The 26,384-nt window shown below is 63.5% G+C and carries 21 protein-coding genes and 1 pseudogene; 13 read left to right on the top strand and 9 right to left on the bottom strand.

Annotation, left to right across the window (positions count from 1 at the left end):
• Positions 1–19: 19 nt before the first annotated feature.
• Positions 20–838, bottom strand: coding sequence for a glutamate racemase (murI, locus tag PNAP_RS14400; protein WP_011802259.1), 819 nt, complete (start codon positions 836–838; stop codon positions 20–22).
• Positions 839–864: 26 nt separating this feature from the next.
• A complete protein-coding gene (locus PNAP_RS14395) occupies positions 865–2,415 on the bottom strand; it encodes a fumarate hydratase (RefSeq protein ID WP_011802258.1) in 1,551 nt (516 codons plus the stop codon).
• Between the two features lie 103 nt (positions 2,416–2,518).
• Between PNAP_RS14395 and fumC the strand changes: the two genes are divergently transcribed.
• Positions 2,519–3,910 (top strand): class II fumarate hydratase, encoded by a 1,392-nt coding sequence (fumC, locus tag PNAP_RS14390; protein ID WP_011802257.1) that lies wholly within the window; start codon positions 2,519–2,521, stop codon positions 3,908–3,910.
• Positions 3,911–3,982: 72 nt separating this feature from the next.
• Here fumC and PNAP_RS14385 read toward each other — a convergent pair whose 3' ends face one another.
• Positions 3,983–4,585, bottom strand: a complete 603-nt coding sequence (locus PNAP_RS14385) for a YqhA family protein (protein WP_011802256.1) — start codon at positions 4,583–4,585, stop codon at positions 3,983–3,985.
• 158 nt (positions 4,586–4,743) lie between these two features.
• Between PNAP_RS14385 and acs the strand changes: the two genes are divergently transcribed.
• Positions 4,744–6,738: an acetate--CoA ligase gene (gene acs, locus PNAP_RS14380; protein WP_011802255.1), complete on the top strand. Its 1,995-nt coding sequence runs from the start codon at positions 4,744–4,746 to the stop codon at positions 6,736–6,738.
• 120 nt (positions 6,739–6,858) lie between these two features.
• Here the strand turns inward: acs and PNAP_RS14375 are convergent, their stop codons facing one another.
• Entirely contained in the window at positions 6,859–7,179 is a 321-nt protein-coding gene (locus PNAP_RS14375; RefSeq protein ID WP_011802254.1) for a c-type cytochrome, read from the bottom strand.
• 127 nt (positions 7,180–7,306) lie between these two features.
• Between PNAP_RS14375 and PNAP_RS14370 the strand changes: the two genes are divergently transcribed.
• Positions 7,307–7,549, top strand: coding sequence for a TIGR04438 family Trp-rich protein (locus PNAP_RS14370; protein ID WP_041377298.1), 243 nt, complete (start codon positions 7,307–7,309; stop codon positions 7,547–7,549).
• 109 nt (positions 7,550–7,658) lie between these two features.
• Here the strand turns inward: PNAP_RS14370 and ilvD are convergent, their stop codons facing one another.
• Positions 7,659–9,353: a dihydroxy-acid dehydratase gene (gene ilvD / locus PNAP_RS14365; protein WP_011802252.1), complete on the bottom strand. Its 1,695-nt coding sequence runs from the start codon at positions 9,351–9,353 to the stop codon at positions 7,659–7,661.
• 105 nt (positions 9,354–9,458) lie between these two features.
• On the opposite strand from ilvD, the gene PNAP_RS14360 reads away from it, so the two are divergent.
• From PNAP_RS14360 to PNAP_RS14330, 7 genes are all read left to right on the top strand, one after another.
• The gene (locus tag PNAP_RS14360; protein WP_011802251.1) at positions 9,459–10,391 is read left to right on the top strand and encodes a LysR family transcriptional regulator; all 933 of its coding nucleotides are present in this window, start codon (positions 9,459–9,461) and stop codon (positions 10,389–10,391) included.
• 179 nt (positions 10,392–10,570) lie between these two features.
• On the top strand, positions 10,571–14,356 hold the full coding sequence (locus tag PNAP_RS25040) for a PAS domain-containing protein (RefSeq protein WP_011802250.1): 3,786 nt from the start codon (positions 10,571–10,573) through the stop codon (positions 14,354–14,356).
• A gap of 66 nt (positions 14,357–14,422) precedes the next feature.
• A complete protein-coding gene (gene lgt / locus PNAP_RS14350) occupies positions 14,423–15,238 on the top strand; it encodes a prolipoprotein diacylglyceryl transferase (protein WP_011802249.1) in 816 nt (271 codons plus the stop codon).
• Positions 15,239–15,341: 103 nt separating this feature from the next.
• Positions 15,342–16,829 (top strand): malonyl-CoA decarboxylase, encoded by a 1,488-nt coding sequence (locus PNAP_RS14345; protein WP_011802248.1) that lies wholly within the window; start codon positions 15,342–15,344, stop codon positions 16,827–16,829.
• A gap of 47 nt (positions 16,830–16,876) precedes the next feature.
• Positions 16,877–17,881 (top strand): Bug family tripartite tricarboxylate transporter substrate binding protein, encoded by a 1,005-nt coding sequence (locus PNAP_RS14340; RefSeq protein WP_011802247.1) that lies wholly within the window; start codon positions 16,877–16,879, stop codon positions 17,879–17,881.
• A 24-nt stretch (positions 17,882–17,905) separates the two neighbouring features.
• Positions 17,906–18,688 (top strand): enoyl-CoA hydratase/isomerase family protein, encoded by a 783-nt coding sequence (locus tag PNAP_RS14335; RefSeq protein ID WP_011802246.1) that lies wholly within the window; start codon positions 17,906–17,908, stop codon positions 18,686–18,688.
• A 37-nt stretch (positions 18,689–18,725) separates the two neighbouring features.
• Complete coding sequence (locus tag PNAP_RS14330) at positions 18,726–20,246, top strand: malonate--CoA ligase (RefSeq protein ID WP_011802245.1); 1,521 nt, start codon at positions 18,726–18,728, stop codon at positions 20,244–20,246.
• A gap of 27 nt (positions 20,247–20,273) precedes the next feature.
• Here the strand turns inward: PNAP_RS14330 and PNAP_RS14325 are convergent, their stop codons facing one another.
• Together PNAP_RS14325 and PNAP_RS28150 are read right to left on the bottom strand one after the other, a co-directional pair.
• Positions 20,274–21,236 (bottom strand): DMT family transporter, encoded by a 963-nt coding sequence (locus tag PNAP_RS14325; protein ID WP_011802244.1) that lies wholly within the window; start codon positions 21,234–21,236, stop codon positions 20,274–20,276.
• Positions 21,237–21,444: 208 nt separating this feature from the next.
• The gene (locus PNAP_RS28150) at positions 21,445–21,573 is read right to left on the bottom strand and encodes a hypothetical protein (protein ID WP_269667000.1); all 129 of its coding nucleotides are present in this window, start codon (positions 21,571–21,573) and stop codon (positions 21,445–21,447) included.
• 20 nt (positions 21,574–21,593) lie between these two features.
• On the opposite strand from PNAP_RS28150, the pseudogene PNAP_RS27045 reads away from it, so the two are divergent.
• Positions 21,594–21,761: pseudogene (locus PNAP_RS27045) on the top strand (FAD-dependent oxidoreductase); the annotation flags it as partial.
• 6 nt (positions 21,762–21,767) lie between these two features.
• Here the strand turns inward: PNAP_RS27045 and PNAP_RS14320 are convergent.
• Positions 21,768–22,271, bottom strand: coding sequence for a GNAT family N-acetyltransferase (locus tag PNAP_RS14320; protein WP_011802243.1), 504 nt, complete (start codon positions 22,269–22,271; stop codon positions 21,768–21,770).
• 208 nt (positions 22,272–22,479) lie between these two features.
• Positions 22,480–23,958: a MocR-like pyridoxine biosynthesis transcription factor PdxR gene (gene pdxR / locus PNAP_RS14315; RefSeq protein WP_011802242.1), complete on the bottom strand. Its 1,479-nt coding sequence runs from the start codon at positions 23,956–23,958 to the stop codon at positions 22,480–22,482.
• A 176-nt stretch (positions 23,959–24,134) separates the two neighbouring features.
• Between pdxR and PNAP_RS14310 the strand changes: the two genes are divergently transcribed.
• A complete protein-coding gene (locus PNAP_RS14310) occupies positions 24,135–24,941 on the top strand; it encodes a gamma-glutamyl-gamma-aminobutyrate hydrolase family protein (protein WP_041376722.1) in 807 nt (268 codons plus the stop codon).
• Positions 24,942–24,990: 49 nt separating this feature from the next.
• Complete coding sequence (locus tag PNAP_RS14305) at positions 24,991–26,370, top strand: glutamine synthetase family protein (protein ID WP_011802240.1); 1,380 nt, start codon at positions 24,991–24,993, stop codon at positions 26,368–26,370.
• The last annotated feature ends 14 nt before the right edge of the window (positions 26,371–26,384 follow it).

Raw genomic sequence — 26,384 nt, 5'->3', positions numbered from 1 at the left:
GGGCATGCGCAAGCAGCTATTAAAACAATAGTGAATTGACCGGCGCCGACAGCCCCAGCCAGCGCTGCGCAGCGGCCTGCAGCGTGTCCGGCTGGCCGGTGGTGAACAGGCTGACCCGGCCGGGCGGCGCGTTTGCCGCCATCACGGACGCAGGCAGCAGCCTCAGCGTCTGGCGCGCCACCGCTTCGCCGTTGTCGATGAACTGCACTTGCGCGCCGACCAGGGCGCGCAGGTGTTCGCTGGCGAACGGATAGTGCGTGCAGCCGAGCACCAGCGTGTCGATTTGCCCGGTTTCAGTGCCAAATCGGCCCATTGCGCTTATGTAGTGTGCGCAGAGTGCTATGGTTCTGGTAGCGTCGCCAGTGTCTGCGCTGGCCTCGATGGCATGGGCCAGGCCGTCGCAGGGCTGGACGATGAATTCAACTTTTTGCGGGCCGCCCGATTGGGCGGCGAGCAGCGCCTGGAACTTGGCGCTGGCCAGCGTGCTGCGGGTCGCCATCACGCCGATGCGCCCGGTCTGTGTGCGCCCGGCGGCGGGCTTGAGCGCCGGCTCGACGCCGATCAGCGCCAGCCCCGGGTGCTCGGTGCGTAGCAGGTGAATGGCCGCCGCCGTGGCGGTGTTGCAGGCCATCACCAGCGCCTTGACGTTTTGATTCACCAAATACTGCACGATGGCGCGCGAGCGCGCCAGCACATGCGCAACATCGCGCTCGCCGTAGGGCGCGTGGCCGCTGTCGGCGATGTAGATAAAGTGCTCGTGCGGCATAGCGGCCCGCAGTGCTTTCAACACGCTCAGGCCGCCGATGCCGCTGTCGAACACGCCGATGGCGCGGTCCATCAACGGCAGCTCACTTGGCCGAATCGTCAGGCGTTGGTCACGGCGATGTTCTTGAATTCGCCGGTGGCAATGCGTTCCTGCCACAGGGCCGGGCCGGTGATGTGGGCGCTGGTGCCGCCCGAATCGACCGCCACGGTCACGGGCATATCGACCACGTCGAACTCATAGATCGCTTCCATGCCCAGGTCGGCAAACCCGACGACTTCGGCGTGCTTGATGGCCTTGGACACCAAATAAGCGGCGCCGCCGACAGCCATCAAATAAGCGCTCTGGTGCTTCTTGATCGCCGCAATCGCCACCGGGCCGCGCTCGGCCTTGCCGACCATCGAGATCAGGCCGGTCTGCGCCAGCATCATTTCGGTGAAGCCGTCCATGCGGGTCGCCGTGGTCGGGCCGGCGGGGCCGACCGCTTCGCCCTTGACCGGATCGACCGGGCCGACGTAGTAAATCACGCGGTTGGTGAAATCGACCGGCAGCTTTTCACCCTTGGCCAGCATGTCAGCAATGCGCTTGTGCGCGGCGTCGCGGCCGGTCAGCATCTTGCCGTTGAGCAGCAAGGTCTGGCCGGGGGTCCAGCTGGCGACTTCTTCCTTCGTCAGCGTGTTCAGATCGACCTTCTTGCTCTTAACGTAGTCAGGCTTCCAGTCCACATCGGGCCAAGTGTCGAGCGACGGCGGCGTCAGATAGACGGGGCCGCTGCCGTCCATGACGAAATGCGCGTGGCGCGTGGCGGCGCAGTTCGGGATCATGGCGACTGGCTTGCTGGCCGCGTGCGTTGGATACATCTTGATCTTGATGTCGAGCACGGTGGTCAGGCCGCCCAGGCCCTGCGCGCCTATGCCCAGCGCGTTGACCTTTTCAAACAGTTCCAGTCGCAGGGCCTCGACCTTGGTCAGCGCTTCGCCGGAAGCCGATTTGGCCTGCAGTTCGTACATGTCCAGGTCGTCCATCAGGCTTTCCTTGGCCATCAGCACGGCTTTTTCAGCGGTGCCGCCGATGCCGATGCCCAGCATGCCGGGCGGGCACCAGCCTGCGCCCATCGTGGGAACGGTTTTCAAGACCCAATCGACCACCGAGTCGCCGGGATTCAGCATGACCATCTTGCTCTTGTTTTCGGAGCCGCCGCCCTTGGCCGCGACGGTGACTTCGACCGTGTTGCCCGGAACGATTTCGGTGAAGATCACCGCTGGCGTGTTGTCCTTGGTGTTCTTGCGGTCGAATTGCGGATCGGCCACGACGCTGGCGCGCAGCGTGTTGTCGGGGTGGTTGTAGCCTTGCCGAACGCCTTCGTTGATGGCGTCGTCGAGGCTGCCGGTGAAGCCTTCCCAGCGAACGTCCATGCCGACTTTCAAAAACACGTTGACGATGCCGGTGTCCTGGCAGATCGGACGGTGGCCGGTCGCGCTCATCTTGCTGTTGGTCAGGATTTGCGCAATCGCGTCCTTGGCGGCCGGGCTTTGCTCGCGCTCGTAGGCGCGCGCCAGGTGGGCGATGTAGTCGGCCGGGTGGTAGTAGCTGATGTACTGCAAAGCAGCGGCAACGGATTCGATGAGGTCGGCTTGTTTGATCGTGGTCATGGCTTTTGGTGAGGTGGTGCAACTCCCCTTGACGGAGCGCTGCTTTTATTAAAGGCTATGCTGAAAAGTACCACCCGCTATTTTGACAGGTCAGGCCAACGCGATGATTACACCCCACGCCACGCGCACTGAGCGCGACACTTTCGGCCCCATCGAAGTACCGGCTGAGCGGCTCTGGGGCGCGCAAACCCAGCGTTCGCTGCAGAACTTCGATATTTCAGGCGAGCGCCAGCCGGTCGAGCTGATCCGGGCGCTGGCGCAGATCAAGCGCTCCTCGGCGCTCGTCAACCATGCGCTGGGCCTGCAGGATGATCAAAAAACCAGCGCCATCGTGGCGGCGGCCGATGAAGTCATTGCCGGCCGGCATCCGGACGAATTCCCGCTGGTGGTCTGGCAGACCGGCTCGGGCACGCAGACCAACATGAACGTCAATGAAGTACTGGCGAACCGCGCCAGCGAATTGCTGGGCGGCGAGCGCGGCGATGCGCGCCTTGTCCATCCGAATGACGACGTGAACCGCAGCCAGTCGTCGAACGATGTGTTTCCGACCGCCATGCATGTGTCGGCGGTCGATGGCATGACGAACAGGCTGCTGCCGGCGATTGAAAAACTGCGCGCCACGCTGGCGCAGAAATCGCGCGACTTTGACGGCATCGTGAAAATCGGCCGTACCCACCTGCAGGACGCGACGCCGCTGACGCTGGGCCAGGAGTTTTCGGGCTACGTGGCGCAACTGGCGCACGGCGAGGCGCATGTGCGCGCCGCGCTGCCGCACTTGTATGAACTGGCGCTGGGCGGCACCGCCGTGGGAACCGGGCTGAATGCGCCGAAAGGCTATGCCGAACAGGTCGCGGCCGAACTGGCGCGGCTGACCGGCTTGCCCTTCGTCACGGCGCCGAACAAGTTCGAGGCCATGGCTTCGTGCGACGCGCTGGTCCACGCCCACGGCGCGCTGAAGACGCTGGCCGCCAGCTTGATGAAGATTGCCAACGATGTGCGCTGGCTGGCCAGCGGTCCGCGCAGCGGCATCGGCGAGTTGAGCATTCCCGAGAACGAGCCGGGTTCGTCGATCATGCCGGGCAAGGTCAACCCGACGCAAAGCGAGGCGCTGACGATGCTGGCCGCGCAGGTGTTCGGCAACGATGTGGCGATCAATTTCGGCGGCGCGTCGGGTAACTTCGAACTCAATGTGTTCCGGCCGATGATTGCCTGGAATTTTTTGCAAAGCGTGCGCCTGCTGGCCGACGGCATGGTGAGCTTCAATGACCACTGCGCCGTCGGCATAGCACCCAACCGCGAGCGCATCGCCGAACTGGTCGGCCGTTCATTGATGCTGGTGACGGCGCTGAACCCGCACATCGGCTACGACAAGGCGGCCTTCATCGCCAAGAAGGCGCACAAGGAAGGCAGCAGCCTGCGCGAGGCGGCGATTGCCTCGGGCCATGTCACGGCCGAACAGTTCGATGCCTGGGTGGTGCCGCAGAACATGGTGTGAACAAAAAAGCGCTGACTGCTATGGTTTATATAGCTGCCAGCGCCCGTCCTGCTTGCGCAAAAGGCCTTTTTGTCAGTGTTTTTGCGCCGCGATGCCTGACATGATCTTGTCGGTGTAGGCAATCGCCATCGCCGACAGCAGGAAGGTGATGTGGATCACCGTCTGCGCGATCAGCACCCGGTCGGTGTAGTTGTCGGCATTGATGAAGGTCTTGAGCAGGTGAATCGAGCTGATGCCGATGATGGCGGTGGCCAGCTTGACCTTCAGCACCGACGCATTCACATGGCTGAGCCACTCGGGCTGGTCGGGGTGGCCTTCGAGTTCCATGCGACTGACAAAGGTTTCATAGCCGCCCACGATCACCATGATCAGGAGGTTGGAGATCATGACCACGTCAATCAGCGCCAGCACGACCAGCATGATGACCGTCTCGTTGAGCGTGACGATGGGCGTGATGGTCTTGTAGCCGATGCTGCTGATCAGCGCCTGCAGCGCGGTCTGGCTGCCGAAGGCCGCTTCGATCAGGTGAGCCAGTTCGACCAGGAAATGCACGACATACACCGCCTGCGCCGCGATCAGTCCGAGGTAAAGCGGCAACTGCAGCCAGCGGCTGGCAAAGATCAGTTTCGGCAAGGGACGCAAGGGGGAAGTTTTCAGCGGGGTGGGGGCGGACATGAATGATGGCAATCGTTAAGCAGAGTGACAAATTGTAGGGGGAGAGGTGGTACAGAAAAATGACAGGGTGACATGGGTTAAGGTTCAATCCCGTCAGTGGCCTGTAAGTGCAAAGCACCAAAGTACCACGCATTCAACGACCCAAGGAGACATCACTAATGAGCACCCCTGACAATTCCATCCAGTCCACATTGGTTGAAAACCGCGTGTTCCCGCCCAGCGAAGCCACCGTGAAGGCCGCGCGCATCTCCGGCATGGAAGGCTACAACGCCCTGTGCGCTGAAGCCGAGAATGACTTCGAGGGTTTCTGGGCGCGGCTGGCGCGTGAAAACCTGAGCTGGAACAAGCCCTTCACCCAGGTGCTGGACGAGTCCGACGCCCCGTTCTACAAGTGGTTTGCCGATGGCGAACTCAATGCCTCCTACAACTGCCTGGACCGCCACCTGGGCACGCCGACGGAAAGCAAGAACGCCATCATTTTCGAGAGCGACGACGGCAAGGTCACCAACGTCACCTACAAGGAACTGCACGCCAAGGTCAGCCAGTTCGCCAGCGCGCTGAAGGAAATGGGCGTGCAAAAGGGCGACCGCGTCGTCATCTACATGCCGATGACGATTGAAGGCATCGTTGCCATGCAGGCCTGCGCCCGCATCGGCGCGACGCATTCGGTGGTGTTCGGCGGCTTCTCGGCCAAGAGCCTGCAGGAACGCATCCAGGACGCCGGCGCCGTGGCCGTCATCACCGCCAACTATCAGTTGCGCGGCGGCAAGGAACTGCCGCTCAAGGCCATCGTCGATGAAGGCATCGCGATGGGCGGCTGCGAGTCGATCAAGAACGTGATCGTCTATCAGCGCACCCCGACCGCCTGCAAGATGGTCGAAGGCCGCGACAGCCTGATGCATGAAGTCACCGCCAAGGCCAACCCGGTGTGCGAGCCCGAATTCGTCGGCGCCGAGCATCCGCTGTTCGTGCTCTACACCTCCGGCTCCACCGGCAAGCCCAAGGGCGTGCAGCACAGCACTGGCGGCTACCTGCTGTGGGCCAAGCTGACGATGGACTGGACCTTCGACCTGCAGCCCAACGATGTGTTCTGGTGCACCGCCGACATCGGCTGGATCACCGGCCACACCTACATCACCTACGGCCCGCTGGCCGCCGGCGCAACGCAGGTGGTCTTCGAAGGCATTCCGACCTACCCGAACGCCGGCCGCTTCTGGCAGATGATCGAAAAGCACAAGGTCTCGATTTTCTACACCGCGCCGACCGCCATCCGCTCGCTGATCAAGGCCGCCGATGCCGATGCCGCCGTGCATCCGGACCGCTCCGACCTGAGCAGCCTGCGCATCCTCGGCTCGGTCGGCGAGCCGATCAACCCCGAAGCCTGGATGTGGTACTACAAGAACATCGGCGGCGAGCGCTGCCCGGTGGTCGATACCTTCTGGCAGACCGAAACCGGCGGCCACATGATCACGCCGCTGCCAGGCGCCACGCCGCTGGTTCCCGGCAGCTGCACGCTGCCGCTGCCCGGCATCATGGCAGCCATCGTCGATGAAACCGGCAATGACGTGCCCAACGGTTCGGGCGGAATGCTGGTCGTCAAGCGCCCTTGGCCGTCGATGATCCGCACCATCTGGAACGACCCCGAGCGTTTCAAGAAGAGCTACTTCCCCGAGGAAATGGGCGGCAAGATTTACCTCGCCGGCGACGGCGCGGTGCGCAACATCGACAACGGCTACTTCCGCATCACCGGCCGCATCGACGACGTGCTGAACGTCTCCGGCCACCGCATGGGCACGATGGAAATCGAGTCGGCGCTGGTGGCGCACCCGATGGTGGCCGAAGCCGCCGTGGTCGGCCGTCCCGACGACCTGACCGGCGAGGCCATCGTGGCCTTCGTGGTGCTCAAGCGTTCACGCCCCACCGGCGACGAAGGCAAGGCGATTGCCAAGGAATTGCGCGACTGGGTGGGCAAGGAAATCGGCCCCATCGCCAAACCCAAGGACATCCGCTTTGGCGACAACCTGCCCAAGACGCGCAGCGGCAAGATCATGCGCCGTCTGCTGCGCGGCGTGGCCAAGGGCGAAGCGGTGACGCAAGACACCTCGACGCTTGAGAATCCGGCCATCCTGGAGCAACTGGCGCAGAACCTGTAAGGGTTGCGGGCCGGGTCACCGGCCATTCACCAGTCATTAAAAAAGCCCGTCAATCGACGGGCTTTTTTTTGGCTCTGCGGCCAAGGCGGCCGGATCTGTCCGGCGGCGGCAATCAGGGCATTACTTTTGCGCCAGGATCCAGGCGACGAGTTTTTTGGCTTCGTCGGGGTTGACCTGCGCATTGGCCGGCATGGGAACCGGACCCCAGACGCCCGAGCCGCCTTTGAGCACCTTGGCCTCCAGCTTGGCGGCCGCGTCTTTTTGACCCGCGTATTTGGCGGCAACGTCTTTGTAGGCAGGCCCGACCAGCTTTTTGTCAACGGCGTGGCAGGCCATGCAGTTCTTGGCGGTCGCCAGTTGCAGGTCGGCCATGGCCGGAGCGCAGACCGCAAAACCTGCTGCCAGGGACGCGATTGTCAAAAGGGTACGTTTCAGTTTCATGATGTTGCCTCATTCGTAAATGGTGATGGATTCGGTTACAGTGATTTAACGCGATTGTAGGGGCGGGGGTTGACGTTCAATCATTGCCAAAATCCCCATTGGCTTGCCGGAATTTCAGGAGTTCAGCATGTATTTTTTAATCATCGGCGTTTTGGGCCTGGTCCTGAAATATCTCGAAATCGAACCCGTGGCCAGTTTGAACTGGTGGCTGGTTTTGTCGCCGTTCGCGGCCGCTGTCGCCTGGTGGGCATGGGCTGACGGCTCGGGCTACACCAAGCGAAAAGAGATCGAAAAGATGGATGACCGCAAGCAAAAACGCCTCGACAAGCAACGCGCTGCAATCGGTTTGCTGCCCAAAAAGCGCCCCTGAATTCGGCGCCCGCTGCCCAAAAACCGGCTGGATTCATCAACGTAAAAAGCCCGTGAAGTTTGTAACTCACGGGCTTTTTTCAGGTCAGTTCAGCAGGTGGTATCAGCCATCAATAGTCATCAAGCACCGCGCCCTTGCTGGCGCTGGAGGCATTGAAGGCGAACTTGGCCTGCACGCCACGGGTGTAACGCGGGGCCGGGGCCGTCCAGCCGACCTTGCGGCTTTCAAGCTCGGCGTCGCTGATGTTCAGTTGCAGCAGCAGCTGATTGGCGTCAATCGTGATCGAGTCGCCTTCCTCGATGAAGGCGATATTGCCGCCGGCCGCCGCTTCCGGCGCCACATGGCCGACCACCATGCCCCAGGTGCCGCCGGAAAAGCGCCCGTCGGTGATCAGGCCGACGCTCTCGCCCAGGCCGGCGCCAATCAGCGCGCCGGTCGGGGCCAGCATTTCAGGCATGCCGGGACCGCCCTTGGGGCCGAGGTAGCGCAGCACCATCACGTCACCGGCCACGATCTTGCCGTCCAGAATCGCCTTCAGGCCGGACTGCTCGTCCTCAAACACCCGGGCCGGGCCGGTCATGACCGGGTTCTTCAAGCCGGTGATCTTGGCCACGCAGCCTTCGGGCGAGAGGTTGCCCTTGAGGATGGCCAGGTGGCCCTGCGCATACATCGGCTGGTCGATGGGGCGGATCACGTCCTGGCCGGCGCGCGGCGCATCGGGCACGTCCGCAAGCACTTCGGCAATGGTCTGGCCCGAAATGGTGATGCAGTCGCCATGCAGCAGGCCGGCGACCAGCAGCATTTTCATGACCTGCGGAATGCCGCCGGCCTGGTGCAGGTCCACCGCCAGGTACTGGCCCGAGGGTTTCAGGTTGCACAGCACCGGGGTTTTCTGGCGCACGCGCTCGAAGTCGTCAATCGTCCATTCGACGCCGGCCGCATGGGCGATGGCCAGGAAATGCAGCACGGCATTGGTCGAGCCGCCGGTGGCCATGATGACGGCCACGGCGTTTTCAATGGATTTCTTGGTGACGATGTCGCGCGGCTTGATGTCTTTCTTGACCGCTTCGATCAGCACCCGGGCCGATTCCTTCGCCGAGTTCAGCTTTTCGTCATGCGGATTGGCCATGGTGCTGGAGTAGGGCAGCGAAATGCCCAGGGCCTCGAAGGCGCTGGACATGGTGTTGGCGGTGTACATGCCGCCGCAGCTGCCGGTGCCGGGAATGGCGCGACGCTCAATCTGCAGCAGGTCTTCGTCGCTCATGCGGCCGGCGGCGTTTTCACCGACGGCTTCGAACACGCTGACGATGTTCAGGTCTTTGCCCTGGTAATGGCCTGGCAAGATCGTGCCGCCATAGACAAAAATCGCCGGCACGTTGGCGCGCAGCATGCCCATCAGGCCGCCGGGCATGTTCTTGTCGCAGCCGCCGACCACCAGCACGCCGTCCATCCACTGGCCCTGCACGCAGGTTTCGATGCAGTCCGAAATGACTTCGCGGCTGACCAGCGAATACTTCATGCCTTCGGTGCCCATGGCCATGCCGTCCGAAATCGTCGGCGTGCCGAACACCTGCGCATTGCCGCCGGCTTCCTCAATCGCGTCAATCGCCGCGTCCGCCAGCTTTTGCAGGCCGCTGTTGCACGGCGTGATGGTGCTGTGGCCGTTGGCCACGCCGATCATGGGTTTCTTGAAATCGCTTTCCTCGTAGCCCATGGCGTAGTACATGGAGCGGTTGGGCGCGCGCGACTTGCCCTCGGTGATGTTGGCCGAGCGGCGGTTGATGGCGATGACTTTGGTTTCCATGGGCTTGCCTTGATGGGTTGCTGGGTTGATGCGAAGCGCCAAGTATCCGCGCTTTGAGTGATTCTTTCCAATCCATTATTCATGCTGTATTAATATCTATTGCATATGACAAAGCAGCCATCGACAGACGCGCGCACACCCCATTTGATTGAACTTCGGCTCTGGCGGCAGTTTGTCGCCGTGGCCGAAGAGCTTCATTTCAGCCGCGCCGCGCAGCGCCTGAACATGACCCAGCCGCCGCTGACCCAGGCCATTGCCCAGCTGGAGGCGACCCTGGGGCTCAGGCTGTTTGACCGCACCAAGCGCAGCGTGCAACTGACCGCGGCGGGCGCTGCCCTGGTGCCCGAGGCGCGCGACCTGCTGGCCCGCGCCAGCGCCTTGCCGGTTTTTGCGCGCGCCAGCGCCGACGGCGAAGCGGGGCGCTTGCGGCTGGCTTTTGTCTCGACGGCCGGGTTTGATGTGCTGCCGCGCTGGGTTCGCGCCTTTCGGGAGCAGCATCCCAAGGTGCAGCTCGAACTGATCGAGGCGACAGGTGATGTCCAGCTCGAAGCCATTGGGCGCGGTGAAATCGACGCCGGCTTCATGCTGCATTCGCCCGGATTTGCACCGCCCGGCCTGGCCTGCCAGCTGATTGCCCGGGAGTCGCTGGTGGTGGCCGTGCCCGGGCAAAGCGCGCTGGCCACCAAGGGCACGCTCGCGCTGAAGGACTTGCTCGACCAGCCGCTGGTGATTTTTCCGCGCCGCATCCTGCCTTCGCTGTACGACGCCATTTTTGCGATGTACCACGCTGCCGGCTACCTGCCGTGCGTGGCGCAGGAGGCCATCCAGATGCAGACCATCGTCAACCTGGTGTCCGCTGGCATCGGCGTCGCCTGGGTGCCCGACAGTGTGCGGCAGTTTCAACGGCCGGGCGTGGTCTATCGGGAGCCCGCAGTGGCTAAAGGGCAGGGCGTTCCGGGTTGTGAGACCAGCCTGGTGTGGAGCGCCTGCGTTGCCAGTCCTGCGCTGTCGCGGTTCATGGCGTTTGCACCGGGCTAGACAAAAAATGCGGCTTCACGCCTGACGCTTTTGAGCTTGCAAGGCGCTCATGCGCAAGGCGTGCGCTTTGGTCCGGCGGGGGGTTGATAATTCACCGGGTACGGTTTTTCGATGATCAAATTTCCGCTTGGAAAAAGGCTTTCGGCCATGATGAAAACTCTTTTGGATGGGACGGCGGCATGACCGATCCCTGCCAGCAAACAGAGGCTTTGCACGCGGGCCTGGTGCCGCTGGATGCGGTTTTGTGTACCGGGGAGCTGGCACGGCGTCCGGCTCGACCGCCCGATTACGAGACTGAAAACCGCGCGCTGGCGGTGCTGGTCCAGGCGCTGGCTGACTCGCCGCGCACCATTCTCCAGGCACTGGCCGACACCATTCTGGAGGTCTTCCAGGTGGGCTCGGCGGGCATCAGCCTGCTGGCAAGTGACGAAAAGCGCTTCGTCTGGCCTGCGATTGCCGGCGCCTGGCAGGGCTATGCCGGCGGCGGCACGCCGCGCGATTTCAGCCCGTGTGGCGACGTGCTCGACCACAACGCGCCGCTGCTGTTCAAACGCTTCGAACGGCGCTACGCCTATTTGCGGGACGCAACGCATCAGGCCGAAGAATGCCTGCTGCTTCCTTTTTACGTGAAAGGCAAAGCGGTCGGCACGATCTGGGCGGTGGCCCACGATGCGCGCCGGCAGTTCGACACCGAGGATCTGCGCCAGCTGGCAAGCCTTGGCCGGTTTGCCTCGGCGGCCTACCAGGCGACGATGTTGCTCGATACGGCGCTTGAGCAGGGCCAGGTCGCGCAGGGCCTGATGGACGAGGCGGTCCAGGCGCGTCTGGCCATGGGTAAGCTGCGCGAGAGTGAAGAGCACTATCGCATGTGCTTTGAATCCATCGAGGAAGGCTTTTGCATCATCGAGAAGCTCGAAGGCGAAACGCTGGATTTTCGCTACGTTGAAGCCAATGCGGCTTTCGCTGCGCAAACCAGTTTGCGCGATGTGGTCGGAAAGACCCTCAGGCAGGTGTTGCCGGACGAATTCGAGGAACGGCTTGCCATTTATGACACCGTTACCCGAACCGGCCAGCCGATAAAGATTCAACGTCGATTCGGCAGCCAAGGGCGTGTGCTGGAGCTTTACGCCTTTCGGGTCGAAGACGACATGCACAGGCGCGTAGCCATCAACTTCCAGGACATCACCGAGCGTAAAAGTGCCGAGGAGAAGCTGGCCCGGCAGGCTGCGGAACTGGCTACCTTGTATGCCACCGCCCCGGTGGGCTTGTTCATGCTCGACACCGACCTGCGCTATGTGCGGATCAACCAGGCCATGGCCGACCTCAACGGCCTTTCTGCAGAGCGGCATATCGGCCGGACGCTGCGCGAATTGTTGACGGCTGGCCTGGCCGACGCCGTTGAACCCCTGCTGCGCCAGGTTCTCGAAACCGGCAGGCCGGAGCTGAACCGCGAGGTGCATGGGGCCACCTTGCCCCGATCCGGCGAGCAGCGCCACTGGCTGGTGAGTTACCACCCGGTGCAGGCCGGGGATGGAACGATCACAGGGGTGCATGGCGTGGTGCAGGAAATCACCGAGCGCAAGCAGGCGGAAGATGCCTTGCGCGAATCGCAGCGGTTTTTGCATTCAACCCTCAATGCCTTGTCGGGCCACATCGCCGTACTGGATGAATTCGGAACGATCCTGGAAATCAACGAGGCATGGAGCCGGTTCGCCCTTGAGAATCAAACGGCAGGTGTGAATGCCAGCGTCGGTGTCGGCGTTAACTATCTTCAGCATTGCGAACATTGCGAACATAAGTCTTTCCAATGTGGTGATACGTCGGCTTATGCCGAGGCCATTAAGGATGTCATTGCCGGACGGCGAACGCGGTTTGAGATGGAATATGCCTGCCATTCGCCAACGCAGCAGCGCTGGTTCGTCATGCGGGTCACCCGCTTCCAGAGTCCCGGGCCGGTGCGGATCGTCATCGTTCACGATGACTGCACGGAACGAAAGCTGGCCGAAAACGCGTCTCGCGACACCGAAGAACGCTATCGCAATTTGTTCAACTCCATGGATGAAGGCTTTTGCCTCATCGAAATGATCTTCGATGGCCAGCAAAAGCCGGTTGATTACCGTTTCCTGGAAGTCAATCCTGCTTTTGAAACGCAGACGGGAATACGCAACGTGACGGGAAAACGGGTGCGCGAAATAATGCCTGATCTTGAAGCGTACTGGTTTGAAATTTACGGCAAGGTCGCGCTGACGGGCGAATCACTGCGCTTTATCAACGAAGTCAAGGCGCTGGACCAGTGGTGGGATGTGCATGCGACCCGGCTGGGTGGACCGGAAAACCGGCAAGTCGCCATCATTTTCGACAATGTCACCCAGCGAATGAAGGCCGACGAAGCCTTGCGCCAGAGCGAAGCGCGTTTTCGCTTGTTGTTTGACCGGGGGCCGGTCGCCATCTATTCGTGCGATACCTCGGGAATGATCAAGGAATTCAACCCCTGCGCCGTGAAACTATGGGGACGCGAACCGACACCGGACGATATTGACGAGCGGTTCTGCGGCTCATCCAGGGTGTATTGCCTCGACGGCACGCTACTCACCCCCGAGCAAAACCCGGTGATTGCGGTGCTGAAGGGTGAAATGCTCCAGGCGCATGACGTGGAAGCCTTGATCGAGCGGCCCGATGGCTCGCGAATCCATGTGATTGCCAATATTGTTCCTCTCAGAAACAGCTGGGGCGAAATCACCGGCGCCATCAACTGCTTTTACGACATCACCGAGCGCAGCCGCCTGGAGCAAAAGACGCAGGAGCAGGCGCAAGCCCTGGCCGAGCTGCACCAGCGCAAGGATGAGTTCCTGGCGATGCTCAGCCATGAATTGCGCAACCCGCTCGCGCCCCTGGCCAGCGCCGTGCAATTGCTGCAGCGCCAGAAGAACGAAGCGCCGCAGCAGCAGGCCCTGAGCATCATCGAGCGCCAGACCGGGCAACTCAAGCACCTGGTGGATGACCTGATGGAAATCTCCCGCATTACCAGCGGCAGTGTCCGGCTTCGCCAGGAGCGGGTCAGCCTGGGCGATGTCGTGGAACGGGCGCTGGAAACCACCCGGCCGCTGATGCTGCAACGCCGCCATGAACTCGCGGTGTCGCTGCCGCCAGAGCCGCTCTGGCTGCATGCCGACGCCACCCGGCTGGAGCAGGTGCTGGTGAACCTGCTCACCAACGCCGCCAAGTACACCGACAAGGGCGGGCGCATCTGGCTGAGCGCCGGGCAGGAGGAGGCCGCCGGGACAGGTGCGGCGGTGGTCCGGGTGCGCGATACCGGCATCGGCATCGCGCCTGAACTGTTGCCGCGCATCTTCGATTTGTTCACGCAGGCAGAGCGCTCGATTGACCGATCGCAAGGCGGTCTGGGCATCGGCCTGTGCCTGGTGCGGCGGCTGCTGGAATTGCACGGCGGAACCGTGGATGTGCGCAGCGTCCTGGGGCAAGGCAGCGAATTCGTCGTGCGCCTGCCGGTCATGCCGGCTGACATGCCGCAGCCGTCCGTGCCGCCGCCTTCCGTCAAACCGGCCCAGCCACCGGGCAATGGCTGCCGGGTGCTGGCTGTCGATGACAACGTGGACGCGGTCCAAAGCCTGGCGATGCTGCTGAAGATGTCCGGGCATGTGGTTGAAATTGCCTACGACGGCCCGAGCGCCCTGACCATGGCCCTGGCCATGCGGCCCGACGTCATGCTGCTGGACATCGGCTTGCCGGGACTCACCGGCTACGAGGTGGCCGAGCAGGTTCGCCAGCAACCTGCGCTCAAGAGTGTCGTGCTGGTCGCCCTGACGGGGTATGGACGCGCGGCGGACCGGCAGTTCTCGAAAGACGCGGGGTTTGACTACCATCTGGTCAAGCCCGCCGAATTTCGCGAGGTCGAGAAAATCCTGTCGGTCGTCGCCGGGCAGGCCGCCTGGCCGGGCCGATAAAGTCGCCAGGAGCTTGAACCGGACCGGCCGCCGTGACGGCCGGGCTTGCATGCACAATGGCAACCCATGCTTATCCACCCTGAAATCAATCCCGTTGCCCTCCAGCTTGGCCCGCTGGCCATTCACTGGTACGGCCTGACTTACCTGGCGGCCTTTGGCCTGTTTTTTTTCCTGGCCAGCCTGCGCCTGCGCCACGAACCCTATGCGTCCATCACCGGCCCGGGCGCCTGGTCGCGCCGGGACATCGAGGACATTTTGTTTTTGGGCGTGATGGGCGTGGTGATCGGCGGGCGGCTGGGCTATTGCCTGTTCTACAAGCCCGGTTACTACCTGACGCATCCGCTGGAGATTTTTGCCGTCTGGCAGGGCGGCATGAGCTTTCATGGCGGCATGCTGGGCGTGCTGGTGTCGCAGTGGTGGTTTGCGCGCTCGCGCCAGCGGCCCTGGCTGCAGGTGATGGACTTCATCGCGCCGTGCGTGCCGACCGGGCTGGCTGCCGGGCGCGTGGGCAATTTCATCAACGGCGAACTCTGGGGCCGTTTCAGCGCGCCTGATTTGCCGTGGGGCATGGTGTTTGCGCACAGCGGCTCGATGCTGCCGCGCCACCCGTCGCAGGTGTACCAGTTCCTGATGGAAGGCCTGCTGCTGTTCGTGCTGCTGTGGCTGTATGCGCGCAAGCCGCGCAAGATGGGCCAGGTTTCGGGCGCCTTTCTGGTCGGCTACGGCGTGTTCCGTTTCATCGCCGAGTTTTTTCGCGAACCTGACGATTTCCTGGGCATCCTGGCGCTGGGCATGAGCATGGGCCAGTGGCTGTGCGTTCCCATGATCGCCGCCGGCATCTGGCTCTGGATTTGGGCCTCAAACCGCACTTCGCGCAGATAGCACGGGCGCAGGGCGCTATCTATTTCATAGTGAATCCGTTTTTCTGCCTGTTTCCGCAAGGGCAAGGAATGCCGGCATTGCATCACTTCAAGGAGTTTTTTCCATGAACAGCAGCAACTGGATAGGGCGCAACGTCTCCCGGCTGCTGCCTGCCGCCTCTTCAAAGCAAAAAGACGCTGATGCGCAGGACATACGGGCGCAGGCAGCTAGCAAATCAGGAGCAGAAGACGCTCCAAAAGACAGCCCGGCCGCCCGCTCCATTCCCGTGCGCCTCGAAGCCACGCTGCGCCAGGAGGGCGAGGCGCTGTCGCCCCGTCTGCTGCGCCGCGCCTTGCAGGAGCTGCAGGCCATCATCGACCCGCGCGTGAGCGAGGTCGAGGGTGGGCGGCGAGCCATGGACGTGGCCGCCTGGTATGCGGACGCCCCGCTGGCGCAGCGCCGCGACCTGTGGCTGCTGATGAGCGAAATTTTTGTCGCCGATGCGCAAAAAACCAGGGAGGCCCAGGCGAAGTTCGCCGCAGCGGTCGGCACGCCCGACGAGGCCGTGGCCGAGGTGCATTACCGCCGCGCCACCGTGTCGCCGCGCCGCCGCCTGCTCCAGCGTTTCAGCGTGTACCCCGAAGGCGTTCGCTTCCTGGTCGATCTGCGGGCGGAAATGCTGCCTTTCCTGAAGGCCGACAAACGGCTGATGGCGCTCGATGTCGAGCTGGAATACATGTTCTCGACCTGGTTCGACGTGGGTTTTCTGGATTTGCGCCGCATCAGTTGGGATTCGCCAGCGTCATTGATTGAAAAGCTGATCCAGTACGAAGCGGTGCATGACATCAAGAGCTGGGCCGATGTGAAGAACCGGCTGGACAGCGACCGGCGCTGCTACGGGTTTTTCCATCCGCGCCTGCCGGGCATTCCCCTGATCTTTGTCGAGGTCGCGCTGGTCGGCGAGATGGCCGCAAGCATCGAGCCGCTGCTCGACGAGCATGCCGCCGCGTCCGACCTGGACAAGGCGACCACCGCCATTTTTTATTCGATCAGCAACACCCAGCCCGGCTTGCGCGGCGTGAGTTTTGGCGACTCGCTGATCAAGCGCGTGGTGGAAACGCTCAAGGACGAGTTTCCCAGGCTCAAGGTGTTTGCCACGCTGTCGCCGATTCCGGGCTTGCGGAGCTGGCTTGGCAAGAATGCCGCTGGCCTGCTCGACCAGCTGGCCGACAAGGAGCGCACGGCGCTGAGCCAGGCCATCGGTGCCGATCCGCTCACGCCCGGCGGTTTCCTGGATGCCATTGAAAGTCCGCTGGAGTTGCCCGAGAAGTCGCCGCTGCGCCGGATGCTGCTGCAGTGCGCCGCGCATTACCTCGGGCAGGGGCTGAAGGATGGCAAGCCGCTCGATGCGGTGGCGCGCTTTCACCTGGGCAACGGCGCCCGCGTGGAGCGCCTCAACTGGGCCGCCGACCCGTCTCCCAAGGGACTCAAACAGTCTTACGGCCTGATGGTCAATTACCTGTACGACCTCAAGCGCCTGGACAAGCACCGCGCGCTGCTCGCGCAGGGGAAAGTCCCGGTATCCACCCTGATCCAGGATTTGTACATTTGAAGAGGCGCGGGCAGCCGCTTGAGTCAATAACAAAACAGGAGACAGACATGGCATTGATGGCATTTGAGGTTGAAACCAGCGGCACCCGCCGCAGCGTGTTGCGCGCCGCAGCCGCCGGCATGGCGGCGCTGTCGTTCGGCAGCCACGCCCAGCCGGCCTGGCCCGCCAAGCCGGTCACGGTGATCGTGCCGTTTCCGGCCGGCGGCGGCACCGATGCCTTTGCCCGTCCGCTGTCGGCGCAGTTTGCCAAGCTGACCGGCAAGCAGCTCATCATCGACAACCGGGGCGGCGCGGGCGGCACGCTGGGCGCGAGCATCGCGGCCCGGGCGCAGCCCGACGGCTACACGCTGTTCATGGGCGCCGTGCACCATGCGATCGCGCCTTCGATGTACCCGAAGCTCGACTACGACATTGAAAAAGACTTCGTGCCGCTGGCGCTGGTGGCCAATGTGCCGCAGGTGCTGGTCGTCAACCCGAAGAACATGCCCGGCGATTTCAAGGCCTTCCTGGCGCAGGTGCGCGCCAAGCCGGCCGGCTTCAACTACGGCTCGGCCGGCGCGGGTACGTCGCACCACCTGGCCGGCGAGCTGTTCAAGCAGCAGACCAAAACCTTTATCACCCACATTCCCTACCGGGGCGCGGGGCCGGCGCTGCAGGACCTGATCTCGGGCAATGTGGACATGATGTTCGACGGGCTGGGTTCGTCGGCAGGGCACATCAAGGGCGGCCGCATCAAGGCGCTGATGGTCTCGGGCGGCAAGCGCAGTCCGGCTTTTCCGGACGTGCCCTGCGCCGCCGAACTGGGCCTGCCCGACTACACCGTGACCACCTGGTACGGCCTGTGGGCGCCCAAGGGAACGCCGGCCGATGTGCAGGCGCGCATCGTGGAAGAGCTGCGCAAGGCCGCTGCCACCGATGAGCTGAAAGCCATCTGGGCCAGCAACGGCGCCGAGTTCGGCAACCTGACGCCGGCGCAGTTCGGCAGCTTTGTCAGCGCCGAGGTCAGGCGCTGGGCGGCTGTCGTCAAGGCCTCTGGCGCCAAACTTGATTAATCGAGCAAATGGAGTAATGGATTGATGAGCGGTGCTGTTTTAATTGAAATTTCGGACTCCCTGGCAACGGTCACGCTGTCGCATCCCGGCAAGTTCAACGCCATGTCGCGCGTGATGTGGCGCGAGTTGCGTGCCGCTTTTGAGGCCATCCAGCAGCGCCGTGATGTGCATTGCGTGCTGGTGCGGGGTGACAGCGGCCATTTTTGCGCGGGCGGCGATATTTCCGAATACGCCGGTTTTCGCTTCGAGGAGGCCAGCCTGCGCGACTTCCATGAAAACGATGTCTGGGGCGGCCTGCAGGCGATGCTCGATTGCGACGTGCCCATCCTTGCGCAGATCGAGGGCAACTGCATGGGCGCGGGCGTCGAGATTGCCAGCTGCTGCGATATCCGCATGGCCGCCGACAGCGCCCGCTTTGGCGCGCCGATTGCCCGGCTCGGCTTTCCGATGGCGCCGCGCGAGGCGGCGCTGGTGATGCGCGCCGTGGGCGAGTTGACGGCGCGCGAGATGCTGCTGTCGGCCGCCGTGCTGGACGCGGCCGAGATGAAGCAGCGCGGCTTTCTGAACCAGCTGCTTGCGCCCGATGCGCTGGACGCTGCGGTGCAGGAGCGCATGCATCGCATCCGGCAACTGGCGCCGCAGGCCGCGCGCCTGAATAAAGCATCATTTAGGGCTCTTGCGCATGTCCAGCCTGCGCAAGCAGCTATAGATTTAATAGCGACTGCGTATGACTACGCGGATTCTGGCGAGCACCGTGAAGGCATAGGTGCCTTCATGGAAAAGCGTCCACCGGCGTTCAGCGCATGAACGACAGCACTCCATTTTTTTGAAATTTTTGAATCCCATGACCAACCACAACCTGTTTGCCGCGCTGCGGGCTGCCTTTCCTGCGGCGCTGGACGAAGTCGCCATTGAAACCGGCGACGGCCTGCTGTATTCATGGCGCGACCTGGAGCATGGCAGCGCCATGATGGCCAATCTGCTGCAGTCGCTTAACCTGCCCGAGGGCGCCCGCATTGCCGTGCAGGTCGAAAAATCGGTCGAGGCCATGGTGCTGTACCTGGCCACATTGCGCGCGGGCTATGTGTTCTTGCCGCTGAACACCGCCTACCAGAGCCTGGAGATCGAGTATTTCATCGGCAATGCCGAGCCGTCGGTGGTGGTCTGCAGCAGCGCCAATTTTGGCTGGGTCAGCAAGATCGCCTTCAAGGCCGGCACGCAACATGTCTTCACGCTGGGCGACGACCGCACCGGCTCGCTGTTAGAGCGCGCCGCGCATTGCAGCGACCAGCATGAAGTGGTGGTCAAGCAGCCCGACGACATGGCCGCCATTTTGTACACCAGCGGCACGACCGGACGCAGCAAGGGCGCGATGCTGTCGCACGGCAACCTGCTCAGCAATGCGCGGGTGCTCCAGGATTACTGGGGCTGGAAACAAGGCGATGTGCTGATCCACGCGCTGCCGATTTTCCATGTCCACGGCCTGTTCGTCGCCATTCACGGCGCGCTGATCAATGGCAGCAAGATGATCTGGCTGGCGAAGTTCGACCCGAAAAAAGTCATTGAAAAACTGCCGCAAGCGACTGTCTTCATGGGCGTGCCGACGCTGTATGTGCGGCTGCTGGCCGAGCCCGGCTTGACGGTGGATGCCTGCCGCAGCATGCGCCTGTTTATCGCCGGGTCGGCGCCGCTGTTGATCGAGACCTTCCGCGAGTGGCAGGCGCGCACCGGCCACACCATCCTGGAGCGCTACGGCATGTCCGAAACCGCCATGCTGACCTCCAACCCGTACCAAGGCGGCGAGCGGCGCGGCGGAACGGTCGGCTTTGCGCTGCCGGGCGTCAGCCTGCGGGTGGTGGGTGACGATGGCCAGGGCCTGCCGCCAGGGGAGATCGGCAACATCCAGGTCAAGGGGCCGAATGTCTTTGCGGGCTACTGGCGCATGCCCGAGAAAACCGCCGAAGAGTTCACCGCCGACGGCTATTTCAAGACCGGCGACGTCGGCAAAATCGACGCGGACGGCTACATCACCATCGTCGGGCGCAGCAAGGACTTGATCATCAGCGGCGGCTACAACGTCTATCCGGCCGAGATCGAAGGCTATATCAACGAGTTGCCCGGCGTGGCTGAAAGCGCGGTGGTCGGCGTGCCGCACCCGGACTTTGGCGAAGTCGGCGTGGCCGTGGTGATTGCCAAACCCGGCGCCACGCCCGACGGGGCGCGGATCGTCGCCACGCTCAAGTCAAGCCTGGCCAATTTCAAGGTGCCCAAGCAATGCTTCGTGGTCAGCGAGTTGCCGCGCAACACCATGGGCAAGGTGCAGAAAAACGTCTTGCGCGAGCAGTACAAGGCGCTGTTCGCCTGAATCTGGCCGCGCCGCGCAGGGAGCAATTCACCGCAGCGGCGCGGCCTGTGCCGGCTTGGGTCTGCCGCGTTCTGGCAGCGTCGCCAGCACCACGCCGGTCAGCGCAATCGCAAAAGCGCCGACTTGCGTGCCGCTCAGGTGCTCGCCCAGCACCAGCACGCCGACCGCCGCCGCGCTGACCGGCAGCATCACGGTGAACACGCCGGCCTGGTTGGCGGGCACGGTTTTCAGGCCGGTCATCCACAGCCACACCGTCCAGACGCTGGCGGCCAGCGCATAAAACACCAGCAGCAGCCAGATCGGCGGCGCCACCCCGGCAAAGTCAAAATCCCAGGCCATCCACAGCCCCAGCGGCGTGACCAGCGCAAAGCCCCACAGGTTGATCAGGGCGGTGATGCGTTTGGGGCCGAGCACGCCGGTCAGCTTCTTGCCGATCACCGCATACGCCGCCTCGCACAGCACCGCGCCCACCAGCAGCAGATTGCCAAGCCAGGCATTTTTTGAAGCCAAATCGGCCTCTTGCGCACTACGCATATGCATGGATAGCTCATTTTTTGATAGCGAAACGAGAGCAATGCCGAGCACCGCGCAGGCCACGGCGGCCCACACCCGCGCGCTGATGCGCTCGCGCAGAAACAGCCAGCTCAGCAGCGCCACCGTGGCCGGAATGGCCGCCATGATGACGCCGGCGGCCACCGCGCTGGTCAGGCTCACGCCAAACAGCATGCAGATCGAAAACAGGAAGTTGCCCAGGAACGACTCCAGGAACAGCAGCCGGCGGGTCTGCGAACTCATTGGCGCTTCATGAGCCGGCTTTTTCAGCCAGTGCGCCATCGCCAGCCCGCCAATGCCAAAGCGCAGCCAGGCCAGCAAAAACACCGGCAGCGCGGCCACCAGCGGCTTGGACAGGGCGACATAACTGCCCACCAGCGACATGCTCAGCGCCAGGCAGGCATAGGCAATCCAGGGGGAAGCAGGGCGGTGTGGCACGTTTGAGGCTCCGGGGCGGGGCAGGAAAAGAAGTGGTTTCCCTGCGAGGGAATGAAGTGGACCCAGCCCAAGTAGCCCGGCCGGGTTATGTTCAGGTCAGTTTACCGGAGGACTTTTTCATGAGCCTGGGTCAGTTCGCCAAGCCTTTGCCCCCCAGCGCCTGAAGCATGCTGCTCCAGTCCGACACTCAGCTGGGCCGCCAGAGCTACTACGAAGCCAGCGTGCTGCGCGAGCCGCCGCTGCCGCCGTTGCTTTTCGAGCAGCAACTGGGCAATGCAGCGGCGCGCCAGGCCTGGGCCATGTCGCTCGAAGCCATCGCCCTGATCGACGAGCGCATCGGCCGGCACGGCATCGCCTGCGACCGGGCTGGGCGGGCGGCTGGTGGCCGAAGCCATCGCCGGGCAGGCCGGGCGTTTCGATGTGTTTGCCCGCCTCAAGCACGCACCGTTTGCGGGCGGGCTGTGGCTGCGAACACCCAGTCTGGTGCTGGGCATGGCGTATCACCGGCTGCGCGACTGGCTGTGATGCGGCTCAAAACTGTGCCGCGCAGGCCTTCAGCTGGTCGGGGGCGAACTGGTAGAGGGTCTGGGTGTCCACGCCGTGGGAACCTAGCCGCCTGGAAAACCTGACGGTGGGCTTGTTCCAGTCGAGGCAGCCCCATTCGAGTTGCTGGCAGCCCCGGTCAAGCGCCAGCCGGGCCATGAATGCCATCATGGCCTTGCCCGGCCCCTTGAAGCGCAAGGTTTCATCGATCAGGAAGCCGTCGATATGAAGCCCCGATTGCCCGGTGAAGGCCGACGAGGTCTGGTAAAAATAGACCAGCCCGACCGTCTGGCCGCCGTGAATGCCAAAAACCGCCTCTCCTTTTTTGTCGGCCAGAAGCTGGCGGATGCCTTCTTCGGTGGCGGTGATTTTGCCGGCCATCTTTTTCCTGGAGGCGCCGAGCTTTTCCATCAGGCTCACCACCAGGCCGGCATCGTCAGGGGTGGCGAAGCGCAGCATGAATTTCGGGTCTTGGGTCAGGATGATGTTCATTTTTATGGCCTTGCCTTGATGGTTCCTACAAATAGGCGGTCTGGCGCGTCCTTGCCGTCAGGGGGACAGCCAAGCCAGCCGCATGAATCAAATATCGTACCAAGGGCAAGGTTCCCGTTCCCCTGGAGTCTGCAGATTCAGGCTTTCATGCACTATTAAAATAATAGCTGCCAACGCCCATCCAGCATGCGCAAAAGCCTTATTTTCCTTAAAAACCGGCCTTCCAGCGCCGAATCTCCTCCTGGATCAGCCGCGCCAGCACCGGCGCGCCCTGCATGATGCCGGCCAAGGGCGCGTAGCCGTAGCCGATGACCAGTCCGCGCGCGTCGCGCCGCTGCAGGCAGTAGCCCGACAGCGGGCGCACCAAGAGGCCGTGCTCGGCGATGCGGCGGGCCAGCGCCTGGTCGTCGAGCGTGGGCGGCAGGCGCACGCACAGATGCAGCCCCTGTTCCGCGCCGGAGATGAAGGCGTGCTCGCCCAGGCAGGGCTTGAGGCCTTCGAGCAGGCTTTGCCGCCGCAGCGCGTAGCTCACGCGCGACTTGCGCAGCGCCGCCGTGAAATGTCCCATCTCGATGAACTCGGACAGCGCAGCCTGCAGCGGCATCTGGCCGGGCCGGTTCAGGTCGTAATGGGCCTGGCGGAATGGGCCGATGAGCGACTTGGGCACCACCAGGTAGCCCAGCTTCAGGCCGGGGTAGAGCACCTTGGAGAACGTGCCCATGTAGAGCACCCGCTCGTCCTTGTCCAGGCCGGCCAGCGACGAGACCGGCGGGCCGCTGAAACGGAATTCGCTGTCGTAGTCGTCCTCCAGTATCCAGGCGCCGTGCCGCCGGGCGGTGGCCAGCAGCAGCCGGCGCCGGGCCAGCGACATGACCGCGCCGGTCGGGTACTGGTGCGACGGCGTGACGTAGATCAGCCGGGGCGGCGCGGCTTCGTCGGCGGCGCCGGGTGCCATGCCTTCGCCATCGACGGCCACCGGATGCAGCTTGAGGCCGCCGGCCGTCAGGGCCTTGATGGCGCCCCAGTAGGCCGGGTCTTCGATCCACAGCGTATCGCCATGGTCGGCCAGCAGCTGCGCGCACAGGGCAATCGACTGCTGCGTGCCGGCGGTGATGATGACCTGGTCGGCATCGAGCTGCACGCTGCGAAACACCCGCAGGTAATCGGCGACGGCCCGGCGCAGCGGGGCATGGCCGCCGGCGCCGCTGTAGTCCAGCATCTCGGGGTAGCTCATGCGCCAGTGCTTGTTTTGCAGCCGCTGCCACAGTGCCACTGGAAAGGCGCTGAAGTCGGGAATGCCGGCGGTGAAGGGCTGCACCTCCAGCTGGTCGGCGGTGTAGCAGCTGGTCAGGGTTTCACCGCGCCGCGACAGGTGCGGGCGCTGCGCGGCCAGCCGCGCGCGGGGCTTGGGGGCGGCCTTGGGGCAGTTGTCGCTGACATAGGTGCCGCTGCCGACGCGGCTGACCAGGTAGCCTTCGACCGTCAGCTGGTTCAGCGCGGTGATGACGGTGTTGCGCGACAGGCCCAGGCCGCGTGCCAGGTCGCGGCTGGAGGCCAGCCGTTCACCGGCCTGCAGATAGCCCTCCAGCATGACGCGCCGCAGCGCTTCGTACAGCTGCCGGTGCAGCGGCAGTTCGCTGGCGGCGCGCAGGCGGGACAGTTCGGAGAGCAGGAATTCGGACAGCATGAGGCCTTGAGTCGGTCGTGGAGCCCATGGCTCAGGCAAGGACTGCCCCCTTGTGGCAAAGTGGCACCATCGCCAGGCGCCAAATGGCACCTATTGTGACCCAATCACGCTTCATGATGAGCTTCTGGCACCGGCCAGGGACTCCACCAAAATCAACGCAATCCACGCGCCGCAGCATGTCGATTCCTTCACAAGCATTTCCCCAGGCCCTGGTGTGGCTGCCGGCCGACCACCGGCTTGTGGGAAAGCCCGGGCATCAATCGCCCTTTCTGGTGCTGGGCGACAAATACGCCCGCGCCGTCAAGGAGTGCGCCGGTGCGCAGCCGGTGCTGTTTCCCCTGGCCGATGTGGCCCAGATACCGGCGCTCCTGGCGCTGGTCGATGGCGTCTTGCTGACCGGCTCGCCCTCGAACGTGCATCCGTCTCATTTCGGCGAGGAAGTGGCCGACCCCCGTTTGCCGCTGGACCCGCAGCGCGATGCGCTCACGCTGGCGCTGGTGCACGCCTGCCACGCGTCTGGCGTGCCGCTGCTGGGAATCTGCCGGGGCTTCCAGGAAATCAATGTGGCCCTGGGCGGCTCGCTGGAGCAAAGCGTGCATGAGCGGGAAGGGCACTTCGATCACCGTGACCCCGAAGGCGTCAGCCTGGACGAGGCTTACGGGCCGGCGCATGAAGTCCGGTTTGTGCCGGGCAGCGCTTTTGCGGACTGGGCCGGCGCTGACGCCGCGCAGGTCAATTCACTGCACGGCCAGGGCATTGCCCGGCTGGCCGGCGGCCTGCGCGCCCTGGCTCATTCGCCCGACGGCCTCATTGAAGCATTTGAGATCGAGGGCGCCGCCGCGTTTGCCTATGCGGTGCAATGGCATCCCGAGTGGAATTGCCACGACAACCCTTTTTACCGTGCCATCCTGGCTGCGTTTGGCCAGGCCTGCCAGCGCCGCCATGCAGGCCGAACCCGACAACAAGGGGCACCCGCCGCCTGAATTCAACTTCATCCAAACCACCGACATGCGTCGACAACAGGAGCGCGCCATGAGTTTCAACATGAGCATGAGCAAGGCATCGACCTTCACCGACCTTGAAAACTGGCTGAACGAACGCAGGGTCACTGAAGTGGAATGCCTGGTGCCCGACCTGACCGGCGTGGCCCGGGGCAAGATTTTGCCGCGCGGCAAGTTCACCGAAGACCGGGGCATGCGCCTGCCCGAAGCGGTGGTGGCCATGGGCGTGACCGGCGAGTTTCCCGAAAGCGGCCCGTATTACGACGTCATCAGCCCGACCGACAAGGACATGCATTTGCGGCCCGACCCGTCCACGGTGCGGATTGTTCCGTGGGCCTCGAACCCGACCGCGCAGGTCATCCACGACTGCTTTGATCCGGCCGGCAAGCTGATCCCTTTTGCGCCCCGCAGCGTGCTGCGCCGCGTCTGCGAGCTGTATGAAGCCGAAGGCCTGGTGCCGGTGGTGGCGCCGGAGTTGGAGTTCTACCTGGTGGCCCGCAACACCGACCCCAACACCCTGCTGCGCCCGCCGATCGGCCGAAGCGGGCGGGCCGAAACCTCCCGGCAGGCCTACAGCATTGACGCGGTGAACGAGTTCGACCCGCTGTTCGAGGACATCTACGACTACTGCGAAAAGATGGAACTCAATGTCGATACCCTGATTCACGAGGTCGGGGCGGGGCAGATGGAGATCAATTTTTTCCATGCCCATCCGCTGGGTCTGGCCGACGAGGTGTTTTTCTTCAAGCGCACGGTGCGTGAAGCAGCCCTGCGCCACAACATGTATGCCACCTTCATGGCCAAGCCGATTGCCGGCGAGCCCGGCAGCGCGATGCATGTGCACCAGAGCATCCTCAGCAAGGAAACCGGCCTGAACATCTTCAGCAACCCGGATGGCAGCGAGTCGGAGGCTTTCTTTCATTACATCGGTGGCCTGCAGCGCTACATTCCGGCGGCCATGGCCCTGGTGGCGCCGTATGTCAACAGCTACCGGCGGCTGTCGCGCGACACGGCGGCGCCCATCAACATTGCCTGGGGCCATGACAACCGCACGGTGGGCATCCGCTCGCCGATTGCCACGCCGCAGGCCCGCCGGGTCGAAAACCGGGTGATCGGCGCCGACGCCAATCCGTATGTGGCGCTGGCGATGACGCTGGCCTGCGGCTACCTGGGCATCAAGAACAAGATCAAGCCCAAGCCGGAGATGAAGGGCGATGCCTACCTGTCGCCGTATTCGCTGCCGCGCAGCCTGGGTGAGGCGCTGGACTGGCTGCGGCGCGAATCCGACCTGCACGAGGTGCTGGGCCGCGAATTTGTCACGGTGTATTCCGAGATCAAGGAAATGGAATTTGCCGAGTTCATGAAGGTGATTTCGCCCTGGGAGCGTGAACACCTGCTGCTGCTGGTGTGAGCCGCAACTCCCGA

The organism is Polaromonas naphthalenivorans CJ2 (assembly GCF_000015505.1).
In the GTDB taxonomy this organism is placed as follows: domain Bacteria; phylum Pseudomonadota; class Gammaproteobacteria; order Burkholderiales; family Burkholderiaceae_C; genus Polaromonas; species Polaromonas naphthalenivorans.
This window is presented reverse-complemented; position numbering and strand designations above follow the sequence as displayed.

Bases quoted from the DNA above. Each gene is read 5' to 3' on its own strand.
- murI (WP_011802259.1), bottom strand. From the start codon at position 838: ATGGACCGCGCCATCGGCGTGTTCGACAGCGGCATCGGCGGCCTGAGC.
- PNAP_RS14395 (WP_011802258.1), bottom strand. From the start codon at position 2,415: ATGACCACGATCAAACAAGCCGACCTCATCGAATCCGTTGCCGCTGCT.
- fumC (WP_011802257.1), top strand. From the start codon at position 2,519: ATGATTACACCCCACGCCACGCGCACTGAGCGCGACACTTTCGGCCCC.
- PNAP_RS14385 (WP_011802256.1), bottom strand. From the start codon at position 4,585: ATGTCCGCCCCCACCCCGCTGAAAACTTCCCCCTTGCGTCCCTTGCCG.
- acs (WP_011802255.1), top strand. From the start codon at position 4,744: ATGAGCACCCCTGACAATTCCATCCAGTCCACATTGGTTGAAAACCGC.
- PNAP_RS14375 (WP_011802254.1), bottom strand. From the start codon at position 7,179: ATGAAACTGAAACGTACCCTTTTGACAATCGCGTCCCTGGCAGCAGGT.
- PNAP_RS14370 (WP_041377298.1), top strand. From the start codon at position 7,307: ATGTATTTTTTAATCATCGGCGTTTTGGGCCTGGTCCTGAAATATCTC.
- ilvD (WP_011802252.1), bottom strand. From the start codon at position 9,353: ATGGAAACCAAAGTCATCGCCATCAACCGCCGCTCGGCCAACATCACC.
- PNAP_RS14360 (WP_011802251.1), top strand. From the start codon at position 9,459: ATGACAAAGCAGCCATCGACAGACGCGCGCACACCCCATTTGATTGAA.
- PNAP_RS25040 (WP_011802250.1), top strand. From the start codon at position 10,571: ATGACCGATCCCTGCCAGCAAACAGAGGCTTTGCACGCGGGCCTGGTG.
- lgt (WP_011802249.1), top strand. From the start codon at position 14,423: ATGCTTATCCACCCTGAAATCAATCCCGTTGCCCTCCAGCTTGGCCCG.
- PNAP_RS14345 (WP_011802248.1), top strand. From the start codon at position 15,342: ATGAACAGCAGCAACTGGATAGGGCGCAACGTCTCCCGGCTGCTGCCT.
- PNAP_RS14340 (WP_011802247.1), top strand. From the start codon at position 16,877: ATGGCATTGATGGCATTTGAGGTTGAAACCAGCGGCACCCGCCGCAGC.
- PNAP_RS14335 (WP_011802246.1), top strand. From the start codon at position 17,906: ATGAGCGGTGCTGTTTTAATTGAAATTTCGGACTCCCTGGCAACGGTC.
- PNAP_RS14330 (WP_011802245.1), top strand. From the start codon at position 18,726: ATGACCAACCACAACCTGTTTGCCGCGCTGCGGGCTGCCTTTCCTGCG.
- PNAP_RS28150 (WP_269667000.1), bottom strand. From the start codon at position 21,573: ATGCGCTCGTCGATCAGGGCGATGGCTTCGAGCGACATGGCCCAGGCC.
- PNAP_RS14320 (WP_011802243.1), bottom strand. From the start codon at position 22,271: ATGAACATCATCCTGACCCAAGACCCGAAATTCATGCTGCGCTTCGCC.
- pdxR (WP_011802242.1), bottom strand. From the start codon at position 23,958: ATGCTGTCCGAATTCCTGCTCTCCGAACTGTCCCGCCTGCGCGCCGCC.
- PNAP_RS14310 (WP_041376722.1), top strand. From the start codon at position 24,135: ATGTCGATTCCTTCACAAGCATTTCCCCAGGCCCTGGTGTGGCTGCCG.
- PNAP_RS14305 (WP_011802240.1), top strand. From the start codon at position 24,991: ATGAGTTTCAACATGAGCATGAGCAAGGCATCGACCTTCACCGACCTT.